Raw genomic sequence first — 17,730 nt, 5'->3', positions numbered from 1 at the left:
CCAGGTGACGATCCCGTAGGTTGTGCCCGCTCATACTGACTGGTAATACGGGCAGGTACCCCATGCGCTGGCCCGTCGGCCGTCCCACCACCGTCCGCGCGAGGATCATTGCGCTCGCCCTCGCCCCGGCCGTCGCCCTCATGGCTCTGTGGAGCTTTGCCATGGTGTCGGTCACCGCGGAACTGCGCGGCCTGATCCGGGTCCAGGGGGTGTACGAGGACTTCGGCACCCCCGTGGACACCGCGATCGGGCAGATCCAGATCGAACGGCGGATGTCCGCCGCCTATCTGGGCGCCGGCCTCGACACGGCCACGGCGAGCCAACTGCTCGGGCAGCAACGCCGTACCGACCGGGCCGTCGACGCCATGCGGCAGGCGGTCCGGGACGGGGACCGCAGCCGGCTGACGGACCGGCAGCGGCAGGCCCTGGACACCATGGTCGCCGCCACCGGGAAACTGGAAGGGCTGCGCCAGCGGGTGCTGTCCCGGGAGATCTCCTGGGACGGCGCGGTCGACGAGTACAGCACGCTCGTCGAGCCCGGCTTCGACGTGGAGTCCACGCTCACCGCACTCCAGGCCGGACAGCTCGCCCGGGAGGCACAGGTCGTCATCGAGCTGATCCGGGTGCGGGAGTTCGTCTCCCGGGAGGACGCGCTGGTCGCCGGGGCGCGGGCGGCCGGCACCCTGACGGACCGGCAGTACGACGCCCTGACCGCGACGATCGAGGACCGGCGCGTCTTCGAGCGGACGTACGTGCCCGACCTGCCCGCCGACTCGCGCGGTCTGTTCGAGGACTTCCAGCACCAGGACCTGTACCGGTCGCTGGTGCGGGGCGAGGACGCCCTGCTGCGCGCCGGTGCCGGGCGGGCCGGACAGGCCGTCGCGGCGGACACCTGGCGCACGACCACCGACCACGCCGTCAAGCGCTATATGCAGCTGTGCACCCGGTCGGCCGAGAACTCCGCCGCACGCGGCCGGGCCTTCGCATACCACGAGCTGGCCAAGGCCGCCGTCGTCGGTGGGGTCGGACTGGTCGCCGTGGCCCTGTCGCTGTGGTTCGCGGTGCGCGGTGCCCGGCGCATCTCGCGCCGGCTGGAGACCCTGCGGGACGCCGCCGACGTGCTGACCACCCGGCAGCTTCCGGACGTCATGCGGCGGCTGAGCGCCGGCGAGGAGGTGGACGCGCTCACCGAGGCGCCGCCGCTCGCCGCCGACGAGATCAGGAACGACGAGATCGGCCAGGTCGGCCGGTCCTTCAACACCGCGCGCCTGGCCGCCGTGGAGGCCGCCGTCACCCAGGCCACCCTGCGCCGGGGACTGTTCGCGGTGCTGCTGAACATCGCACGCCGCAACCAGGCGCTGGTGCACCGCCAGCTGAAGCTCGTCGACACGCTGGAGCGGCGTACGGACGACCCGGACATCCTGAGCCAGCTGTTCCGCATCGACCATCTGACCACCCGGATGCGTCGGCACGCGGAGAGCCTGATCATCCTCTCCGGCGCGGTCCCCGGGCGCCGCTGGCGCCGGCCCGTGCCCGTGGCGGACGTCGTCGCCTCGGCGGTGGGCGAGATCGAGGACTACGCGCGCGTGGTGGTCCCGCCGATGCCCGAGGTGGGCGTCGCCGCGGACGCGGTCGCGGACGTCGTCCATCTCGTCGCCGAACTCCTGGAGAACGCCACGGCGTTCTCGCCGCCGCACACGCAGGTCACCCTGCGCACCGGACGGGTCGGCAGCGGCTTCGTCCTGGAGATCGACGACCGCGGGCTCGGCCTCGACGCCGAGCAGCGCGCCGATGCCCACCGCACCCTCACCGACGCCGACGCCTTCGACCCCACCCGGCACGACCGGCTCGGCCTGTACGTCGTCGGCCGTCTCGCCGCCCGGCACGGCATCGAGGTGAGCCTGCGGGACTCGCCCTACGGGGGTACGACCGCCGTGGTGCTGCTCCCGGAGGGGGTACTGGCCGAGCTGGAGCCGGCGGGGATGCCGTCCGCCGGGGCCGATGTGCGACACCGGGCGGCACACCAGCCGGAGCAGGCCGAGCGGCCGGAGCGGCCGGAGCGGGTCGGGCGCGGGACGCCGGTCGAGCGGCTGGAGCAGGTCGAGCGGAGGGCGTCGGTCGAGCGGTCGGAGCAGGTCGAGCGGACGGTGCCGGGCGACCGGTGGGAGCAGGCCGAGCGGACGGCGCCCGTGCTGGAGCTGCCCACCAGGAGGCGGTCCACATCCTCGCCCTCGTCCTCGACCCCATCTGCGCCCGCACCCGCACCTTCGCCCGGACTCTCGCCCTCGCCCTCGCCGTCGTCTGCGCCCGCACCCGGGCCCTCGTCCGTACCCTCGCCCACGCGCGAGTCCTCACCCACACCCGAGCCCGTGCGGCCCGAGCAGCCCACGCCGGGTGCACGCGACCCGCAGCCCGCCCCGGCCCTGCCCACCCGTACCCGCCAGGCCTCCCTCGTCCGGGAACTGCGCGACGATCCGCCGCCCCCTGCTACCGCCCCGGAGCGCGAGGTCGACGCCGACGAGATGCGGGCGATCTTCGGCGCCTTCCAGCGCGGCCTGGACCGCGGCCGCAAGGGCCTGCCGACGGCCACCGGGACCGAGGACCGATCCGACGCGCCGGACGGTCCGACCGCGGGGCCGCACCGCCCCGCTCCCGGGCCGTACGACCTGTCCACCGGGCCGCATGACCCGACCACCGGGCCGTACGACCACCTGGCCACCGGGCCGCATGACCCAGCTACCGGGCCGTACGACCCGACTCCCGCGCCGCACCATTCGACCGGCGCGCCACACCCCCCGACTCCCGCGCCGCACCATTCGACCGGCGCGCCACACCCCCCGACTCCCGCGCCGCACCATTCGACCGGCGCGCCACACCCCCCGACCCCCGCGCCGCACCATTCGACCGGCGCGCCACACCCCCCGACCCCCGCGCCGCACCATTCGACCGGCGCGCCGCACCACCCGGCCGCCGCGTCCGACGACGCCCACGCCGATGAAGGGACGGACACCGACGATGCACGGTGACGACCAGAACCCCGAGAATCCGGCCCCGGCCGCCGGAGCGCCCGGCACGGACCTCGGCTGGCTGCTCGACGACCTCGTGGCCCGTACCGACCATGTCCGCCAGGCCGTGCTGCTCACTGCCGACGGCCTTCCGCTCAGCTCCTCGGAGGGCATGCGCCGCCGGGACATCGAGCACCTGGCCGCCGTGTGCTCCGGCTTCCACGGCCTGGCCCGCTCGGCGGGGGAGCGGTTCGACGCGGGCGAAGTGCGGCAGACCATGGTCATGCTGGAGGACGCCTACCTCTTCATCACCCCGGCCGGGCACGGCAGCCGGCTCGCCGTGCTGAGCGAGGCGCGCACCGACGTCGGCCAGCTCGCCCATGAGATGGCCCTGCTCGTCCGCCGCCTCGGCCGCCACCTGGACGCCGCCACCCGTTCGGACCGCTGATCCCGCGGTGAGCGACGAGCACTGGTACGAGGACGAGACCGGGTCGATGGTCCGTCCCTACACCGTGACCCGCGGCCGTACCCGGCCCTCGGAACGGCATGCCGTCGACCTGATGTCCAGGGTCACCGCGCTGGAGCCGGACGGCGCGGGGCACCCGGATCTCGACCACGCCCGCGCCTCGCTGCTCGACCTGATCCGCCGCGGCGCGCGCCCCGTGGCCGAGCTGGCGGCGGACGCCGACCTGCCCCTGACCGTCGTCCGGGTCCTGCTCGGCGACCTGGCCGAGGCGGGGCTGATCCGCATCGACCCGCCCCGCCATCTGCCGGTCAGCGGTCCGGCCGCCGATCCGGGGCTGCTGCGGGAGATCGTGGAGCGGCTGAGGGAGCTGTAACCGCGGCGCCGGCGAGCTCGGCCAGCAGGGCGGCGGTCGCCTCGTCGGCCGGCAGGAACGCCTCCAGCCGCAGCTCGGCGAGCGTGACGTCGACGGCGGTGCCGAAGTGCGTGAGCGTGGTGATCAGCGTCAGCTCGCGGTCGTCACCCGGAGTGGGCGCCCGCAGCCGCAGCGGTACGGCGAACCCCAGGTGGTCCGGCGACTCGCGCGGCCGTGCCGGGGCCAGCTCCGCGAGCTCGTCCGCCAGCCGCCGCAGCCGGTCGTCCGGGTTGCGCACGCTCTCGGCCCGGACCCGGTCGATGATGTGCCACGCCCACTCCTCCAGGTTGACGATGCGGGGGGCCAGGCCCTGCGGATGCAGCAGCACCCGCGGGACGCTCACCGGCGCGACGAGCAGGTGCGGGGCCACGCCCGCGGTGAGGGCGTGGAACGCGGCGTTGGCCGAGACCAGGTCGCCGTGCCGGTCGATCACCACCGCCGGGTAGGGCAGATGGCCGTCCAGGATCCGTTCGAGCGCGGTGCGGACCGGTGCGAGCCGCGGGTCGTCGAGGCGGGTCTGCGGGTACGCCGGTGCGAACCCGGCCGCGAGCAGCAGCTCGTTGCGCTCGCGGACCGGCACCTCCAGCGACTCCGCGAGCCGGATGATCATCGATCGGCCGGGTACGGACCGGCCGCTCTCGATGAAGCTGACGTGCCGCTGTGTGGTACCCGCGCGCGTGGCCAGCTCCAGCTGGCTGACGCGCCGCCGGGTGCGCCACTGGCGCAACGCGCCGGCGAGGGGCGCTCTGGTCGTTTCACCGATCATGACTCCTGTGTAGCCCCCCGGGCGCGAACGGGCGATACCCTGCCGGGAATTGCCGCCGTCCCGCGGGACGCAGCAGGGTCGTCCCCGTACACCGGTCCTGCGCTACCGAGGGGAACGACCATGTCCGACACCGACACCGACACCGGCACCAGCCGCCTCGCCGAGAAGTACGTCGCCGTCTGGAACGAACCCGACGCCGAGCGGCGCCGCACCGCGATCCGTGAGCTGTGGTCCGACGACGCGGTCCATGTACTGCAGGCGCCCGAGGAGATGCGGCAGGCCGCCGCGGGGCTGGGCTTCGACCGTCTCGTCCTGGAGGCGCGCGGACACGACGCGCTGGAGTTCCGGGTCACACGCGCCCACGAGGAGTTCGTCGCGCCCGGCACCTTCGTCTTCCGCATGCGCGGCGGCGCCGACCGGCTCCACGACGTCGTCAGATTCACCTGGGAGATGACGGCCGCGGACGGCGGCGGGATCGCCGCGGCGGGCCTGGAGATCCTGGTGCTCGGCCCCGACGGCCGCATCACCCGCGACCACCAGTTCATCGAGGGGTGACCGCGATGACGACCGTACTTCCCACCACGGTGCGCAGCTACCACCTCGCCGCCGGCGGCGGTCTCGACGGGCTCTCGCTGCGCTCCCGTGCACCGCGCGCCCCCGGACCGGGCGAGGTCGCCGTCGCGGTCCGCGCCGTCTCGCTCAGCTTCCGCGAGCTGCAGGTGCTGCACGGGCGGTACGTGCTGCCCGTCGCGCCGGACGTCGTACCGGTCTCGGACGGGGCCGGCGAGGTCGTCGCCGTGGGGCCGGGCGTCCACCGGGTGCGTCCGGGCGACCGTGTCGTCTCCACCGTCTTCCCGCACTGGCTGGACGGACCGCTGGAACCGGACCGGCTGCCGCAGCTCGGCGGCACGCTCGACGGCATGCTGACCGAGCTGGCGATCCTCCCCGAGGACGCCCTCGTGTCCGTCCCCGGCCATCTCTCCTACGCCGAGGCGGCGACGCTGCCCTGCGCCGCCGTCACGGCATGGAACGCGCTGACCGGCGACGGCCGCGGCGTGCGGAGCGGCCAGACCGTGCTGGCCACCGGCTCCGGCGGGGTGTCGCTGTTCACGCTGCAGCTCGCCTCGGTCCTCGGCGCGCGCGTGATCGTGACGACCGGCAGCCCCGGCAAGGGACGGCGCCTGCGTGAGCTGGGCGCCGACGAGGTCGTCGACCGCCGCGAGGCCCCGGACTGGCACCGTGCCGCCCGCGACCTCACCGGGGGGCGGGGCGTCGAGCGCGTCGTCGACACCGCCGGGACGCTGGACCAATCGCTGCGCTCGGTCGCCGTCGACGGGCACATCGCCCTCGTCGGGTCCGTCTCCGGCACCTGGTCCCCGATCGACCCCCGGCTGCTGTTCGGCGCCGCCGCCACCGTCCGGGCGGTGGCCGTGGGCAGCCGCGCCCAGTTCACGGCCATGAACGACGTCATCTCCGCGCACCGGCTGCGACCGGTGATCGACCGGGTGTTCCCGTTCGAGCAGGCCGCCGAGGCCTACCGGTACTACGAGGAGGCGAGCCCGCTCGGAAAGGTGGTCATCGAGGTCGGCTGAGCGGGTGGACGCCCGGCGCTCAGAGTGCCGGGCGCCACGGGACGACCCTGAAGTCGCCCGTGCCCTGCTTCACCTTCTCGAAGGGGGCCGACGACACGCAGGGCGGCAGGTCCTCGGTGTCCACGGGGCTGCCGACCGCGGCCCAGCTGTAGCCCAGCCGGTCGTGCCGGCCGAGGTCGTGGACCGTGATGCCGACCCGCCTGCCCTTGGCCCCCGGCAGGTCCGAGGCCGTGATCACACCGGAGACGACGGCCACCTTCCCGCCGGTGACCAGGCAGTCCACCGTCGCCCTGCCCCAGGCGCCGTCGCCGTGCAGGTAGTGGCTCCACTCGAAGGTACCGGTGGCCTTCTGTGGATCGCCGGTGTCCTTCGCCGCCAGATGCGCGTCGAAGGAGAAGGTGATGTCGTCGCCGGCCGACCGGTACAGCTTGGCCGTGCCGGTGAGCGAGGCGGCCTCCCGCCCGGGACGGTGCGCCCCGGACGCCGAGGCCGCAGGCGCCCCCGACCGCGAGGCCGCAGGCGCCTCGGACCCCGAGGCCCCGTACCCCGAGGCCATCGCCGCGCCCGCCGTCCCGGCGGTGATCAGCAGGGCGGTGGCCAAGGCGACGGCGGCGATCTTCGTACGACGCTCCATGACGGCCCTTCGACGCTCCATGACGGTCCTTTCCGCAGGTCAAGTGCGTGAACTGAACGCTCACCACTCTCCCGGCGCCGGTCCGCGCGCACATCGGCCCGCGGGTGGCATCCGGCCTCCCCCGTCCGGCGGGGAAGCCCCGGAGCGACCTGCGTCCCAGGGTGGACGGGACCGCCTCCCGGGGGCGCGCAACGAATCGCCGCCCGACCCCCCACCCACGCAACGAACCGCGCACCGGCGCGCAACGGCTCCTTCTTGTCCGGCCGAGCGCGCCGACCGTACCTTCTATCTGGCCCCCCAAAATCTCCTTTTCCGGTGAGGACCCCGCATGCGCACCGCCCTGCTCCAGAGCTCCGGCCGCCCCGGTTCCGTCGTCGAGAACCTCAAGGTCCTCGACGAGGCCGCGGGCCGGGCCGCCGCCGCGGGCGCCGCGCTGCTGGCCGCGCCCGAGATGTTCCTGACCGGGTACGCGATCGGCGACGCCATCGGCCGCCTCGCCGAGCCCGCCGACGGGGACTGGGCCGACGCGGTCGCCGAGATCGCCGCCCGGCACGGCCTGGCCATCGCCTACGGCTACCCGGAGCGCGACGGCGAGACCGTCTACAACTCCGCCCAGCTGATCTCCGCCGACGGCACCCGGCTCGCGAACTACCGCAAGACCCACCTCTTCGGCTGCTTCGAGCGCGACCACTTCACGCCCGGCGAGCAGCCGGTCGTCCAGGCCGAGCTGAACGGCCTGACCGTCGGCCTGATGATCTGCTACGACGTCGAGTTCCCGGAGAACGTACGGGCCCACGCCCTGGCCGGCACCGACCTGCTGATCGTGCCGACCGCGCAGATGCACCCCTTCCAGTTCATCGCCGAGTCCCTCGTGCCGGTGCGGGCCTGGGAGAACCAGATGTACGTCGCGTACGTCAACCGGGTCGGTCCCGAGGGCGAGTTCGAGTTCGTCGGACTGTCCGTCCTCGCCGGTCCCGACGGCATCGCCCGCGGCCGCGCCGGCCGCGGCGAGGAGCTGGTGTTCGCCGACGCCGACCCCGCCTTCCTGGCCGCCTCCCGCGAGGCGAACCCGTACCTGAAGGACCGCCGCCCCGGCCTGTACGGGTCCCTGTCCTGACCTCTGGCGAGCCCTCGCCGTCCCCCGCCCCGAGCCCTCGCCGCCTCCCCCGAGCCCTCCCCGTCGTCACCCCCGCGCAAGGAGTCCGTACCCCATGACGTCCACGGTGCCCAACGCCGTCGAGCACGCCGACGAGCAGCAGCCGCCGATCACCATGTTCGGCCCGGACTTCCCCTACGCCTACGACGACTTCCTCGCCCACCCGGCGGGCCTCGGCCAGATCCCCGCGACCGAGCACGGCACCGAGGTCGCCGTCATCGGCGGCGGTCTGTCCGGCATCGTGGCCGCCTACGAGCTGATGAAGATGGGCCTCAAGCCCGTCGTCTACGAGGCCGACCAGATCGGCGGCCGGCTGCGGACCGTGGGCTTCGACGGCTGCGACCCGTCCCTCACCGCCGAGATGGGCGCGATGCGCTTCCCGCCGTCCTCCACGGCGCTGCAGCACTACATCGACATGGTCGGGCTCCAGACTCATCCCTTCCCGAACCCGCTGGCCGAGGCCACCCCGTCCACCGTCGTGGACCTCAAGGGCGAGTCGCACTACGCCGAGACGGTCGACGACCTGCCCCAGGTGTACCGGGACGTCGCCGAGGCGTGGAACAAGTGCCTCGACGAGGGCGCCGACTTCTCCGACATGAACCGCGCCATGCGCGAGCGGGACGTGCCGCGCATCCGCGAGATCTGGGCGAAGCTGGTCGAGAAGCTCGACAACCAGACCTTCTACGGCTTCCTCTGCGACTCCGAGGCCTTCAAGTCCTTCCGGCACCGCGAGATCTTCGGCCAGGTCGGCTTCGGCACCGGCGGCTGGGACACCGACTTCCCGAACTCCATCCTGGAGATCCTCCGGGTCGTCTACACCGAGGCCGACGACCACCACCGCGGCATCGTCGGCGGCTCCCAGCAGCTGCCGCTGCGCCTGTGGGAGCGCGAGCCGGAGAAGATCGTCCACTGGCCGTACGGCACCTCGCTGAAGTCCCTGCACGCGGACGGCGAGCCGCGCCCGGCCGTGACCCGGCTGCACCGCACCGCGGGCAACCAGATCACCGTGACGGACGCGAACGGCGACATCCGCACCTACCAGGCCGCGATATTCACCGCCCAGTCCTGGATGCTGCTGTCCAAGATCGCCTGCGACGACTCGCTCTTCCCGATCGACCACTGGACGGCCATCGAGCGGACCCACTACATGGAGTCCTCGAAGCTCTTCGTGCCGGTCGACCGGCCGTTCTGGCTGGACAAGGCCGTCGACGACAAGGGAAACTCGACGGGCCGGGACGTCATGTCGATGACGCTCACCGACCGCATGACCCGCGGCACCTACCTGCTGGACGACGGCCCGGACAAGCCCGCCGTGATCTGCCTGTCCTACACCTGGTGCGACGACAGCCTGAAGTGGCTGCCGCTGTCCGCGAACGAGCGGATGGAGGTCATGCTGAAGTCCCTCGGCGAGATCTACCCCAACGTCGACATCAGGAAGCACATCATCGGCAACCCGGTGACCGTCTCCTGGGAGAACGAGCCCTACTTCATGGGCGCGTTCAAGGCCAACCTGCCCGGCCACTACCGTTACCAGCGGCGCCTGTTCACGCACTTCATGCAGGACCGGCTGCCCGAGGACAAGCGGGGCATCTTCCTCGCCGGCGACGACATCTCCTGGACCGCCGGCTGGGCCGAGGGCGCGATCCAGACCGCGCTGAACGCGGTCTGGGGAGTCATGCACCACTTCGGCGGCGAGACCGACCGGTCCAACCCTGGACCGGGCGACGTCTACGACGAGATCGCCCCCGTGGAACTGCCCGAGGACTGACCGGGCCCGGATCAGGGCGCGGGCGGGCGGACTCAGACTCCGGCCGCCCGCGCCTTTTCAAACACCTCGGCGGCGACGGCCTTCAGCTCCTCGGCGTCGCGCGGAGTGCTCTGCAGGTCGACCAGGATCTCCTCCAGGCCGATGGCCGCATAGCCGGCCAGGTCCTCGGCGATCTGGTCGGCGTTGCCCTGGAAGGGCCGGCGGCCCTGCCCGTCGAACGCCTTCGCCGAGTACTCCGCGTTCACCCGCAGGACCGTCTGGATCGGCTCCTTGCGACCGCGCTCGGCCGCCAGGTCCTGCAACTGCTGCCACTGCCCGGCGACCTGCTCCACACCCATGCCCACCGGCAGCCACCCGTCGGCGTGGTCGACGAGCCGGGTCAGCGCCCTCTTGTTGGCCGCCGCCAGCATGATGGGGATCGGCCGGGCGGGCTTCGGCCCCACCACGGCGGACCCGATCCGGGTGATACGGCCCTCGTAGCGCACCGGGTCGGGACCCCACACCGCGCGGCACACGTCGATGATCTCGTCGAGCACCTTGCCGCGCTCCGCGATCGGTCGGATGCCCGCGGCCGCGTACTCGTCCAGCGACCAGCCGGTGCCGAAGCCGGCGATCACCCGGCCGCCGCTCGCCGCGTCCAGCGTGGCCAGGGACTTGGCCAGCTGGAAGGGCTGGTGCAGGGGCGCGACCAGCACGCTGGAGCCCAGCCGGGCCCGCTCCGTGGCCGCGGCCGCCAGGGCGAGCGTGACCAGGGGGTCCGCCACGCTCCGGTAGGAGTCGGGCCAGGGCAGGCCCTCGACGTCGTACAGACCCTGGGTGGGGGGCTCCGGGAACAGCGCCCGCTCGTACACCCAGAGGCTGTCGTACCCGATCTGTTCGGCGGTGCGTGCCACATCCGGCACGTCCTTGCCGAGGTAGTACTGCCGATTCTGCGGAAGACTGAGTCCGAGCCTGGTCGCCATGTGCCGAGTGCTCCTTCGCGATCGGTTGCGGCTTCAACGTACAGCGGCCACGGCGCAGTTCCGGCGAGGCAGGACGGAGTTGGCCGGATCGGTGCGATTCAGTCGGCCAGTGGCGTGAGCAGCATGCGGCCCGCGAAGCCCACCCCCGCGTCCAGGCGTTCGGTGAACTCCTCGGCGACGTCCTCGCAGCGGCGCAGTGCCCACAGGGCCCTGGCCGCCGCCCAGGTCGCCTCCCGTGCCCGTTCCAGGCTCCAGGAGCCCAGCAGATGGGTGATCGGGTCGGCGATCTGGAGCAGGTCGGGACCCGGCATCAGATCTTCGCGGATGCGCTCCTCCAGCGAGACGAGGAGGTCGCCCACGCGGTCGAACTCGTCCTCCAGGTCGGCCGGTTCGCAGCCGAGCGTACGGCAGGTGTCCACCACGGCGAGCGCCAGATCGTGCCCGATGTGCGCGTTGATGCCCGCCAGCGCGAACTGCAACGGCCGTACGCCGGGGTGGCGGCGGAACTGGAACAGGGGCCGCCAGCAGGCGGGCGGACGACGGCCCCGGGCCACCGCGTCGACGGCCGCCAGATACCGCTGGGCGAACCGCACGTCCAGCGCGCTCGCCGCCCCCGGGTCCCGGAACTCCCCGGCGTCCAGACGCCGGTCGACCTCCTCGGTGACGGCGAGGTAGACGCGGTTGAACACGGCGACCCCGTCCCGCTCGGGCAGCTCCGCGTCGAGGGCGCGCATCCGCGCGAGGACGGCATCGACGGGCGGGGTGAAGTGTTCCAACTGCGCCATGGGGGAAGGGTCCCAGCCCTAGGCTGACCGGCGTGCCGACCGGCCCGGCGCTTCGCCGGAACGGGGGAACGCCGGGTTGGGGTGGTGGGAGAACCTCTGGGTGGGACGCGGTGCGGACGACTCTGCGCGGGGTGGTGGGAGAACCTCTGCGCGGGACGCGGTGCGGACGACATCGCGAGGGACGTGTGGGGCGAGACCTTGCGTGGGACGTGCCGGGACGTGTGGGGGCGACCCCGCGCGGGATGTGCCGGGAAGTGTGAGAGCGCCCCTGCGTGGGATGTGCCGGGAGGCGTGGGGGCGACCCCGCGTGGGACGTGCCGGGAGGTGTGGGGGCGACCCCGCGCGGTCCGCTCCGCGATGGTGCGAGCGGCACCGCGGCAGGAGATAGGGGGGAGCAACACCGTGTCAGGCTTACGTGTCCGGCGTCTTGCCGCGCGTCGGGTCGCGCGCAGGCGGGCGCTGCGGCGCGCGGCGATGGTCGCGGCCGCCTCGGTCGTCACCGTGGTCGGCGCCGTGGCGGGGATGATCTCCGGGCTGGACCACGGCCGGGGGGCCGACCAGGCCCGTCCCGAGGTGACCCGTCGGCCGACTCTCGCGCCGCTGCCGGCCCGCTCCTCGTCCTCGCTGTCGCCGTCCCCGCCGCCGTCCCCGTCGAGGACCCCCCGGACTCCTACGGCCACCCCGGGGAACCGGCTGCCCACCGCCACCCCGGCCCCTCCCACCGAGCGGAAGCGGCGGACCACCACCGTGACACCCCTGCTGTACCGCCACCCCGAATCCCAGGTGCTGGACTGGGTCCGCGCCCACCCCGACGATCCGCGCACCGCCCTCATCGCGTCCCGGATCGCCGACCGGCCGGCCGCGGTGTGGTTCACCGACCACAGCCCGGACACCATCGCGGCCCGGGTGCGCACGGTCACCGCGGGCGCGGCGGCGGAGAGCCGGGTCCCGGTGCTGGTGCCGTACGCGATTCCCGGCCGCGACTGCGGTGGCGCCTCCCAGGGCGGGGCGCCGGATCTCGCGGCCTACGACGCCTGGATCGACGCCTTCGCCCGGGGGCTGGGCTCCGGTGAGGTGATCGTGGTCCTGGAGCCGGACTCGGTCGCCCAGTCCGACTGCCTGCCGGAGGCCGCCCGCGCCGCCCGCTTCGCCTCGCTGGCCCGCGCGGGCCGCGTCCTGAAGGCGGCGGACCCCCGCGCGCGGGTCTACTACGACGCGGGCCACTCCGGCTGGAACCCGCCCGAGAAGCAGGCCGCCCTGCTCCGGGCGGCAGGAGCCGCGTCCTCCGACGGCATCTTCAGCAATGTCTCCAACTTCCGCACCACCGCCGACGAGATCGCCTACGACCGGCGTGTGCTCGACGCCCTGGGCGGGCCGGAGTCCCTCGGCGCGGTGATCGACACCAGCCGCAACGGCAACGGCGCCCCGCCCGACGGCCGGTGGTGCGACCCGGCCGGCCGGCGGATCGGCAGGGCGCCGACCCTGAGCACCGGCGAGGCCCGAATCGACGCCTACCTGTGGGTGAAGCTGCCGGGGGAGTCGGACGGCTGCAAGGGCGCGGCAGGCACGTTCACGCCCTCCTACGCCTACGACTTGGCGCGCTGATCGCCCTCGTCATAGGCGGAGGTGCCCTCGTCCAGCAGCGGCTCCTGCGTCTTGAGATGCGCGGGCGCGAAGGCGCGCAGCGCGTGGTAGCCGGTGATGACGACCAGCGTGCCGAGGGCGATGCCGCTCAGCGAGAAGGTGTCGGTGAACTTCATGGAGACGTTGCCGACGCCGATGATGATGCCCGCCGCGGCCGGGACCAGGTTCAGCGGGTTGCGGAGGTCCACCTTGGCGTGGAGCCAGATCTGCGCGCCGAGCAGGCCGATCATGCCGTAGAGGATGACGGTGATGCCGCCGAGGACACCGCCCGGGATCGCGGCCACCACCGCGCCGAACTTGGGGCAGACGCCGAAGAGCAGCGCGAAGCCGGCCGCGGCCCAGTAGGCGGCGGTGGAGTAGACGCGGGTCGCGGCCATCACGCCGATGTTCTCGGAGTAGGTGGTGTTGGGCGGTCCGCCCACCGCGGTCGACAGCATCGAGGCGACGCCGTCCGCCGAGATCGCCGTACCGAGCTTGTCGTCCAGCGGGTCCCCGGTCATCTCGCCGACCGCCTTGACGTGGCCCGCGTTCTCCGCGACCAGGGCGATGACGACCGGCAGCGCGACCAGGATCGCCGACCACTGGAAGGACGGTCCGTGGAAGGTGGGCAGCCCGATCCAGTCGGCCTTGGAGACGCCGGAGAGGTCGAGGCGCCAGTGGTCGGTGACCTTGCCGCCCGGGCCCATGGAGTGGATCTTCCCGAAGATCAGGTCGAAGGCCCAGGAGATGCCGTACCCGAAGACCAGGCCCAGGAAGATCGCGATGCGGGACCAGAAACCACGCAGACAGACGACCGCCAGACCGGTGAAGAGCATCACCAGCAGGGCCGTCCACTGGTCCTGCGGCCAATAGGTCGAGGCGGTCACGGGGGCCAGGTTGAAGCCGATCAGCATGACCACCGCGCCGGTGACGATCGGCGGCATGGCCGCATGGATGATCCGGGCGCCGAAGCGCTGGACGGCGAGGCCCACCAGGAACAGCACGACGCCGACGACGAAGACCGCGCCGGTCACGGTGGCGCTGGTGCCGCCCTGGGCACGGATGACGGCGGCCACGCCGACGAAGGACAGTGAGCAGCCCAGGTAGCTGGGCACCCGGCCGCGGGTCGCGAGCAGGAAGATCACGGTCGCGACACCGGACATCATGATCGCCAGGTTGGGGTTCAGGCCCATCAGCACCGGGGCGACGAAGGATGCTCCGAACATGGCGACCACGTGCTGGGCGCCGAGGCCCACCGTGCGCGGCCAGGAGAGCCGTTCGTCGGGGCGTACCACCGCTCCGGGAGCGGGCGTACGCCCGTCACCGTGCAGTTTCCAGCGCACGCCGAGGTCCATGGTGGGGTTTCTCTTTCTCTGTACGTGAAGACGGTCCGGACCATTGTCACGGGTACCTGGCCGCTCTACGCTCACACGGTCGTCTTCGTGAACGAGATTCACATATCTGAATTCCGACGATCGGAGTGCCCGATGAGTGGACGTTCCCGCGCGGCCGTGCTGCTGGCCGCGGTGGTGACCTTCTCGGCCGTGCTCGTCCCCTCCGCCGACGCGGCACCCAAGGCGCCGCGGACGGCCGTCCTCGACGGCGCCCGCCTCCAGCAGACCCGGGCCCGTCTGGACCACGACCCCCGACTCCGGGGCGCGCTCAAGGAGTTGACCTCCCGCGCGGACACCTGGCTCGACCAGGGCCCCTGGACGGTCGTGGACAAGCCGAAGCCGGCCCCCGGCGGCGACGTCCACGACTACCTCAGCCAGGCCCCCTACTGGTGGCCCACCACGACCCCCACCGCCGGCAATCCCTGGGGGTGCCCCTACGTCCAGCGCGACGGGCAGCGCAATCCGGAGGTCGACAGCGGCACGGACCGGCAGGACGTGGAGAAGGTCTTCGACTCGACATACGACCTCTCGCTCGCCTGGTACTACACCGGCAGGCGGAGCTACGCCGAGAAGGCCGGGCAGATCCTGCGCACCTGGTTCCTCGACCCGGCCACCCGGATGAACCCCGACCTGGACCACGCCCAGTTCATCCCGTGCAAGTACGACGGCCGGGCCATCGGCATCATCGACTTCTCGCAGTCGTACACGAGCGTGCTCGACGCCCAGGCCGTCCTCGCGGACGGCGCCCCCGGCTGGTCCGCGAACGACCGGTCGGCGATGGGCAAGTGGAACAGCGACTTCCTCGGCTGGCTGAAGAACAGCGACTTCGGCGAACAGGAGGGCGCGGCCGCCAACAACCACGGCACCTTCTACGACATGCAGCTCGCCGCCCTCGCCTACGCCACCGGCGACACGGCGCTGGCCCGGCGGACGGTGCTCGACGCGCGCGCCAAGCGGATCGCCCCGCAGATCGCCGCCGACGGCAGCCAGCCCCAGGAACTCGCCCGCACCCGCAGCTGGCACTACTCGACCTTCGACCTCGTCGCCTACACCCGGCTCGCCGCCATCGGCAGGCACGTGGGCGTGAACCTCTGGTCCTACCGGGGGCCGGACGGGCAGAGCCTGTTCGAGGCCGTGGACTATCTGCTGCCGGCCGCGACCGGTGCCGCCGCCTGGCCGCATCCCGAGCTGGAGTTCCACCGGTACGCGGCGAGCGATGTCGTCCACGCGGCGGCGGACGCCGGTGACCGGGCGGCCGGGGCGGCCGTGCCGGGGCTCCAGGAGCCTCCCGGCGGTGACCTGTGGGCGCTGCGGCCCGCCGCCGAGCAGCTGGACTCGATCGCGGGCTGACCCGGCCCGACCAGGGGGCTTCCCGGCCAGGGCTCCTGAGCGGTCGCTTAGTATGGAGTGTCCCCACCACTCCGTACCCCGTCGTTCAGGAGCCCCTCCCGTGACCGCCGAAGCCCCGATCGCCCCCGCCGTCGTCCATGGCCGGCTGATCCCCGTCACCGTCCACTTCGACGACCTGGACGCGCTCGGGCTGCTCCACAACGCCCGCTACCCGCTGGTGGTGGAGCGCGCCTGGACGGAGCTGTGGAACGAGCACGGCGTCCGCTTCGACGGTGACTGGGAAGCCGCCGGCGACGCCTGCAACGCCGTCCGTGAGCTGCGCATCGGCTACGAGGCGCCGGTGACCAGCCCGGGGACCTACGCCGTCCACCTCTGGCTGGAGCGGCTCGGCACCACCGGCCTGACCTACGGCTTCCGCTTCTGCTCGGCCGACGGGACGCAGACCTACGCGCAGGGCACCCGGGTCCTGGTCCGGCTGGACGCGACGACCATGCGCCCCGCGCCGTGGAGCGACGCCTTCAGGGCCGTGGGCCGGGAACTGCTGCGACCGGCCGGCTGACCTCGGCCCGGCCGCCGCGGTCGGCCGTGCGCAGCACACCCGCGCACAGGACAAGCCCGGCCGCCAGCGCGGTCACCACGCAGAACGAGACCGTCAGACTGGTCGCCTGGGCCACCCCGCCGATCAGGCTCGGCGCGATCAGCCCCGAGGTATAGGTGATCGTCGCCACGCCCGCTATGGCCTGACTGGGGTTGGGCCCGGCGTGTCCGGCCGCCGCGAAGCACAGCGGGACGACCACGGCGATCCCGAGGCCCATCAGCGCGAACCCGATCATCGCCACCGCCGGCTGCCCCGCGACGACCACCAGCAGGCCGCCCAGTGCGGCCAGTGCACCCCCGGCGCGCACGGTGCGGACCGCGCCGTGGCGGTTCACGACCGCGTCGCCCGCGATCCGGGCCACCGCCATGGTCAGCATGAACCCGGTCGTCGACGCCGCCGCCAGACCGGCCGAGCCGTCCAGCCGGTCCCGCAGGAACACCGCGGACCAGTCCAGGCTCGCCCCCTCCGCGAACACCGCGCAGAAGCCGACCGCGCCGATCAGCAGCGCCGAGCGGGGCGGCAGCGCGAACCGCGGCGGTGGCTCCTCGTCCTCGGCCGGCTGCACGTCCAGCACCCAGCCGCAGGCCGGCAGGCCGAGCAGGGTGAGAACGGCGGCGGCGAGCGCGAAGTGCAGGCGCGCGTCCGCGCCGAGGTGGGCGGCGAGCGTGCCCCCGGCCGAGCCGATGAGCGCGCCCGCGCTCCACATGCCGTGCAGGCCCGACATGATCGACTTGCCGAGCCGCTCCTCGACCTCGACACCCAGCGCGTTCATCGCGACGTCGGCCATGCCGGCGGCCGCGCCGTAGGCGAACATCGCCAGGCACAGCGTGCCGAGGTTCGGCGCCAGGGACGGCAGGACCAGGGACAGCGTCCACAGCGCGATGAGTCCGCGCAGGGCCTTACGGCTGCCGAAGCGGTGGCTGATCCGGCCCGCCAGCGGCATCGCGCACGAGGCGCCGAAGGCCGTGAACGCCAGCGCGAACCCGAGCTGCCCCGCACCGAGGGAGGCATGTTCCTGGATCCACGGCACACGGGTCGCGAAGGAGCCCGTCACGGCGCCGTGCACGGCGAACACGGCCGCCACGGCATACCGGGCGCGCCCGACGTCGTCGCGCGTGCAGCTCACGTCACTCATGTTCCGGTCCCTCCCCATGAGTTCCCCTCTGAGCCTCGGCAGTACCGCCGTAAACTATCAGGGACCCTGCCTGATAGATAGGGA

The 17,730-nt window shown here is 73.1% G+C and carries 16 protein-coding genes; 10 read left to right on the top strand and 6 right to left on the bottom strand.

Annotated features, from left to right (window positions below; translation table 11 throughout):
- Positions 1 to 62 precede the first annotated feature (62 nt).
- The 3 genes from ACZ7P3_RS32115 to ACZ7P3_RS32105 are packed head-to-tail and all read left to right on the top strand — an operon-like array spanning position 63 to position 3,844.
- Positions 63 to 3,026 (top strand): sensor histidine kinase, encoded by a 2,964-nt coding sequence (locus tag ACZ7P3_RS32115; protein WP_472087009.1) that lies wholly within the window; start codon positions 63 to 65, stop codon positions 3,024 to 3,026.
- A complete protein-coding gene (locus tag ACZ7P3_RS32110) occupies positions 3,016 to 3,453 on the top strand; it encodes a roadblock/LC7 domain-containing protein (protein ID WP_472087007.1) in 438 nt (145 codons plus the stop codon). Before ACZ7P3_RS32115 ends, ACZ7P3_RS32110 begins: the two co-directional genes overlap by 11 nt.
- 7 nt (positions 3,454 to 3,460) lie before the next feature.
- The gene (locus ACZ7P3_RS32105) at positions 3,461 to 3,844 is read left to right on the top strand and encodes a DUF742 domain-containing protein (protein WP_472087006.1); all 384 of its coding nucleotides are present in this window, start codon (positions 3,461 to 3,463) and stop codon (positions 3,842 to 3,844) included.
- On the opposite strand, the gene ACZ7P3_RS32100 is transcribed toward ACZ7P3_RS32105, so the two are convergent.
- Positions 3,780 to 4,649, bottom strand: a complete 870-nt coding sequence (locus ACZ7P3_RS32100) for a helix-turn-helix domain-containing protein (protein WP_472087005.1) — start codon at positions 4,647 to 4,649, stop codon at positions 3,780 to 3,782. The two genes, ACZ7P3_RS32105 and ACZ7P3_RS32100, sit on opposite strands and share 65 nt — an antisense overlap.
- Positions 4,650 to 4,769: 120 nt before the next feature.
- Here ACZ7P3_RS32100 and ACZ7P3_RS32095 point away from each other — a divergent pair, with 120 nt between their 5' ends.
- Positions 4,770 to 5,204 (top strand): hypothetical protein, encoded by a 435-nt coding sequence (locus tag ACZ7P3_RS32095; RefSeq protein WP_472087004.1) that lies wholly within the window; start codon positions 4,770 to 4,772, stop codon positions 5,202 to 5,204.
- Positions 5,205 to 5,209: 5 nt separating this feature from the next.
- Positions 5,210 to 6,241: a zinc-dependent alcohol dehydrogenase family protein gene (locus ACZ7P3_RS32090; protein ID WP_472087002.1), complete on the top strand. Its 1,032-nt coding sequence runs from the start codon at positions 5,210 to 5,212 to the stop codon at positions 6,239 to 6,241.
- 19 nt (positions 6,242 to 6,260) lie between these two features.
- Here ACZ7P3_RS32090 and ACZ7P3_RS32085 read toward each other — a convergent pair whose 3' ends face one another.
- Positions 6,261 to 6,875 (bottom strand): Repetin, encoded by a 615-nt coding sequence (locus ACZ7P3_RS32085; protein ID WP_472087223.1) that lies wholly within the window; start codon positions 6,873 to 6,875, stop codon positions 6,261 to 6,263.
- 328 nt (positions 6,876 to 7,203) lie between these two features.
- On the opposite strand from ACZ7P3_RS32085, the gene ACZ7P3_RS32080 reads away from it, so the two are divergent.
- Both ACZ7P3_RS32080 and ACZ7P3_RS32075 read left to right on the top strand, forming a co-directional pair.
- Complete coding sequence (locus ACZ7P3_RS32080; RefSeq protein WP_472087001.1) at positions 7,204 to 7,992, top strand: carbon-nitrogen hydrolase family protein; 789 nt, start codon at positions 7,204 to 7,206, stop codon at positions 7,990 to 7,992.
- A gap of 94 nt (positions 7,993 to 8,086) precedes the next feature.
- The gene (locus ACZ7P3_RS32075) at positions 8,087 to 9,799 is read left to right on the top strand and encodes a flavin monoamine oxidase family protein (protein WP_472087000.1); all 1,713 of its coding nucleotides are present in this window, start codon (positions 8,087 to 8,089) and stop codon (positions 9,797 to 9,799) included.
- Positions 9,800 to 9,831: 32 nt separating this feature from the next.
- Here ACZ7P3_RS32075 and ACZ7P3_RS32070 read toward each other — a convergent pair whose 3' ends face one another.
- Together ACZ7P3_RS32070 and ACZ7P3_RS32065 are read right to left on the bottom strand one after the other, a co-directional pair.
- The gene (locus ACZ7P3_RS32070; RefSeq protein WP_472086998.1) at positions 9,832 to 10,761 is read right to left on the bottom strand and encodes an LLM class F420-dependent oxidoreductase; all 930 of its coding nucleotides are present in this window, start codon (positions 10,759 to 10,761) and stop codon (positions 9,832 to 9,834) included.
- A gap of 98 nt (positions 10,762 to 10,859) precedes the next feature.
- Positions 10,860 to 11,546, bottom strand: a complete 687-nt coding sequence (locus tag ACZ7P3_RS32065) for a DUF5995 family protein (RefSeq protein ID WP_472086996.1) — start codon at positions 11,544 to 11,546, stop codon at positions 10,860 to 10,862.
- Positions 11,547 to 12,020: 474 nt separating this feature from the next.
- Here ACZ7P3_RS32065 and ACZ7P3_RS32060 point away from each other — a divergent pair, with 474 nt between their 5' ends.
- On the top strand, positions 12,021 to 13,151 hold the full coding sequence (locus ACZ7P3_RS32060; protein ID WP_472087221.1) for a glycoside hydrolase family 6 protein: 1,131 nt from the start codon (positions 12,021 to 12,023) through the stop codon (positions 13,149 to 13,151).
- Here the strand turns inward: ACZ7P3_RS32060 and ACZ7P3_RS32055 are convergent.
- The gene (locus tag ACZ7P3_RS32055) at positions 13,133 to 14,524 is read right to left on the bottom strand and encodes a uracil-xanthine permease family protein (RefSeq protein WP_472086995.1); all 1,392 of its coding nucleotides are present in this window, start codon (positions 14,522 to 14,524) and stop codon (positions 13,133 to 13,135) included. The genes ACZ7P3_RS32060 and ACZ7P3_RS32055 overlap by 19 nt on opposite strands.
- Positions 14,525 to 14,656: 132 nt before the next feature.
- Between ACZ7P3_RS32055 and ACZ7P3_RS32050 the strand changes: the two genes are divergently transcribed.
- Both ACZ7P3_RS32050 and ACZ7P3_RS32045 read left to right on the top strand, forming a co-directional pair.
- On the top strand, positions 14,657 to 15,913 hold the full coding sequence (locus ACZ7P3_RS32050) for an alginate lyase family protein (RefSeq protein WP_472086993.1): 1,257 nt from the start codon (positions 14,657 to 14,659) through the stop codon (positions 15,911 to 15,913).
- 100 nt (positions 15,914 to 16,013) lie between these two features.
- Positions 16,014 to 16,472: an acyl-CoA thioesterase gene (locus tag ACZ7P3_RS32045; RefSeq protein ID WP_472086992.1), complete on the top strand. Its 459-nt coding sequence runs from the start codon at positions 16,014 to 16,016 to the stop codon at positions 16,470 to 16,472.
- Here ACZ7P3_RS32045 and ACZ7P3_RS32040 read toward each other — a convergent pair.
- On the bottom strand, positions 16,432 to 17,646 hold the full coding sequence (locus tag ACZ7P3_RS32040) for an MFS transporter (protein ID WP_472086990.1): 1,215 nt from the start codon (positions 17,644 to 17,646) through the stop codon (positions 16,432 to 16,434). The genes ACZ7P3_RS32045 and ACZ7P3_RS32040 overlap by 41 nt on opposite strands.
- Positions 17,647 to 17,730: the final 84 nt, after the last annotated feature.

It is taken from the genome of Streptomyces sp. NPDC107581 (assembly GCF_055657175.1).
This window is presented reverse-complemented; position numbering and strand designations above follow the sequence as displayed.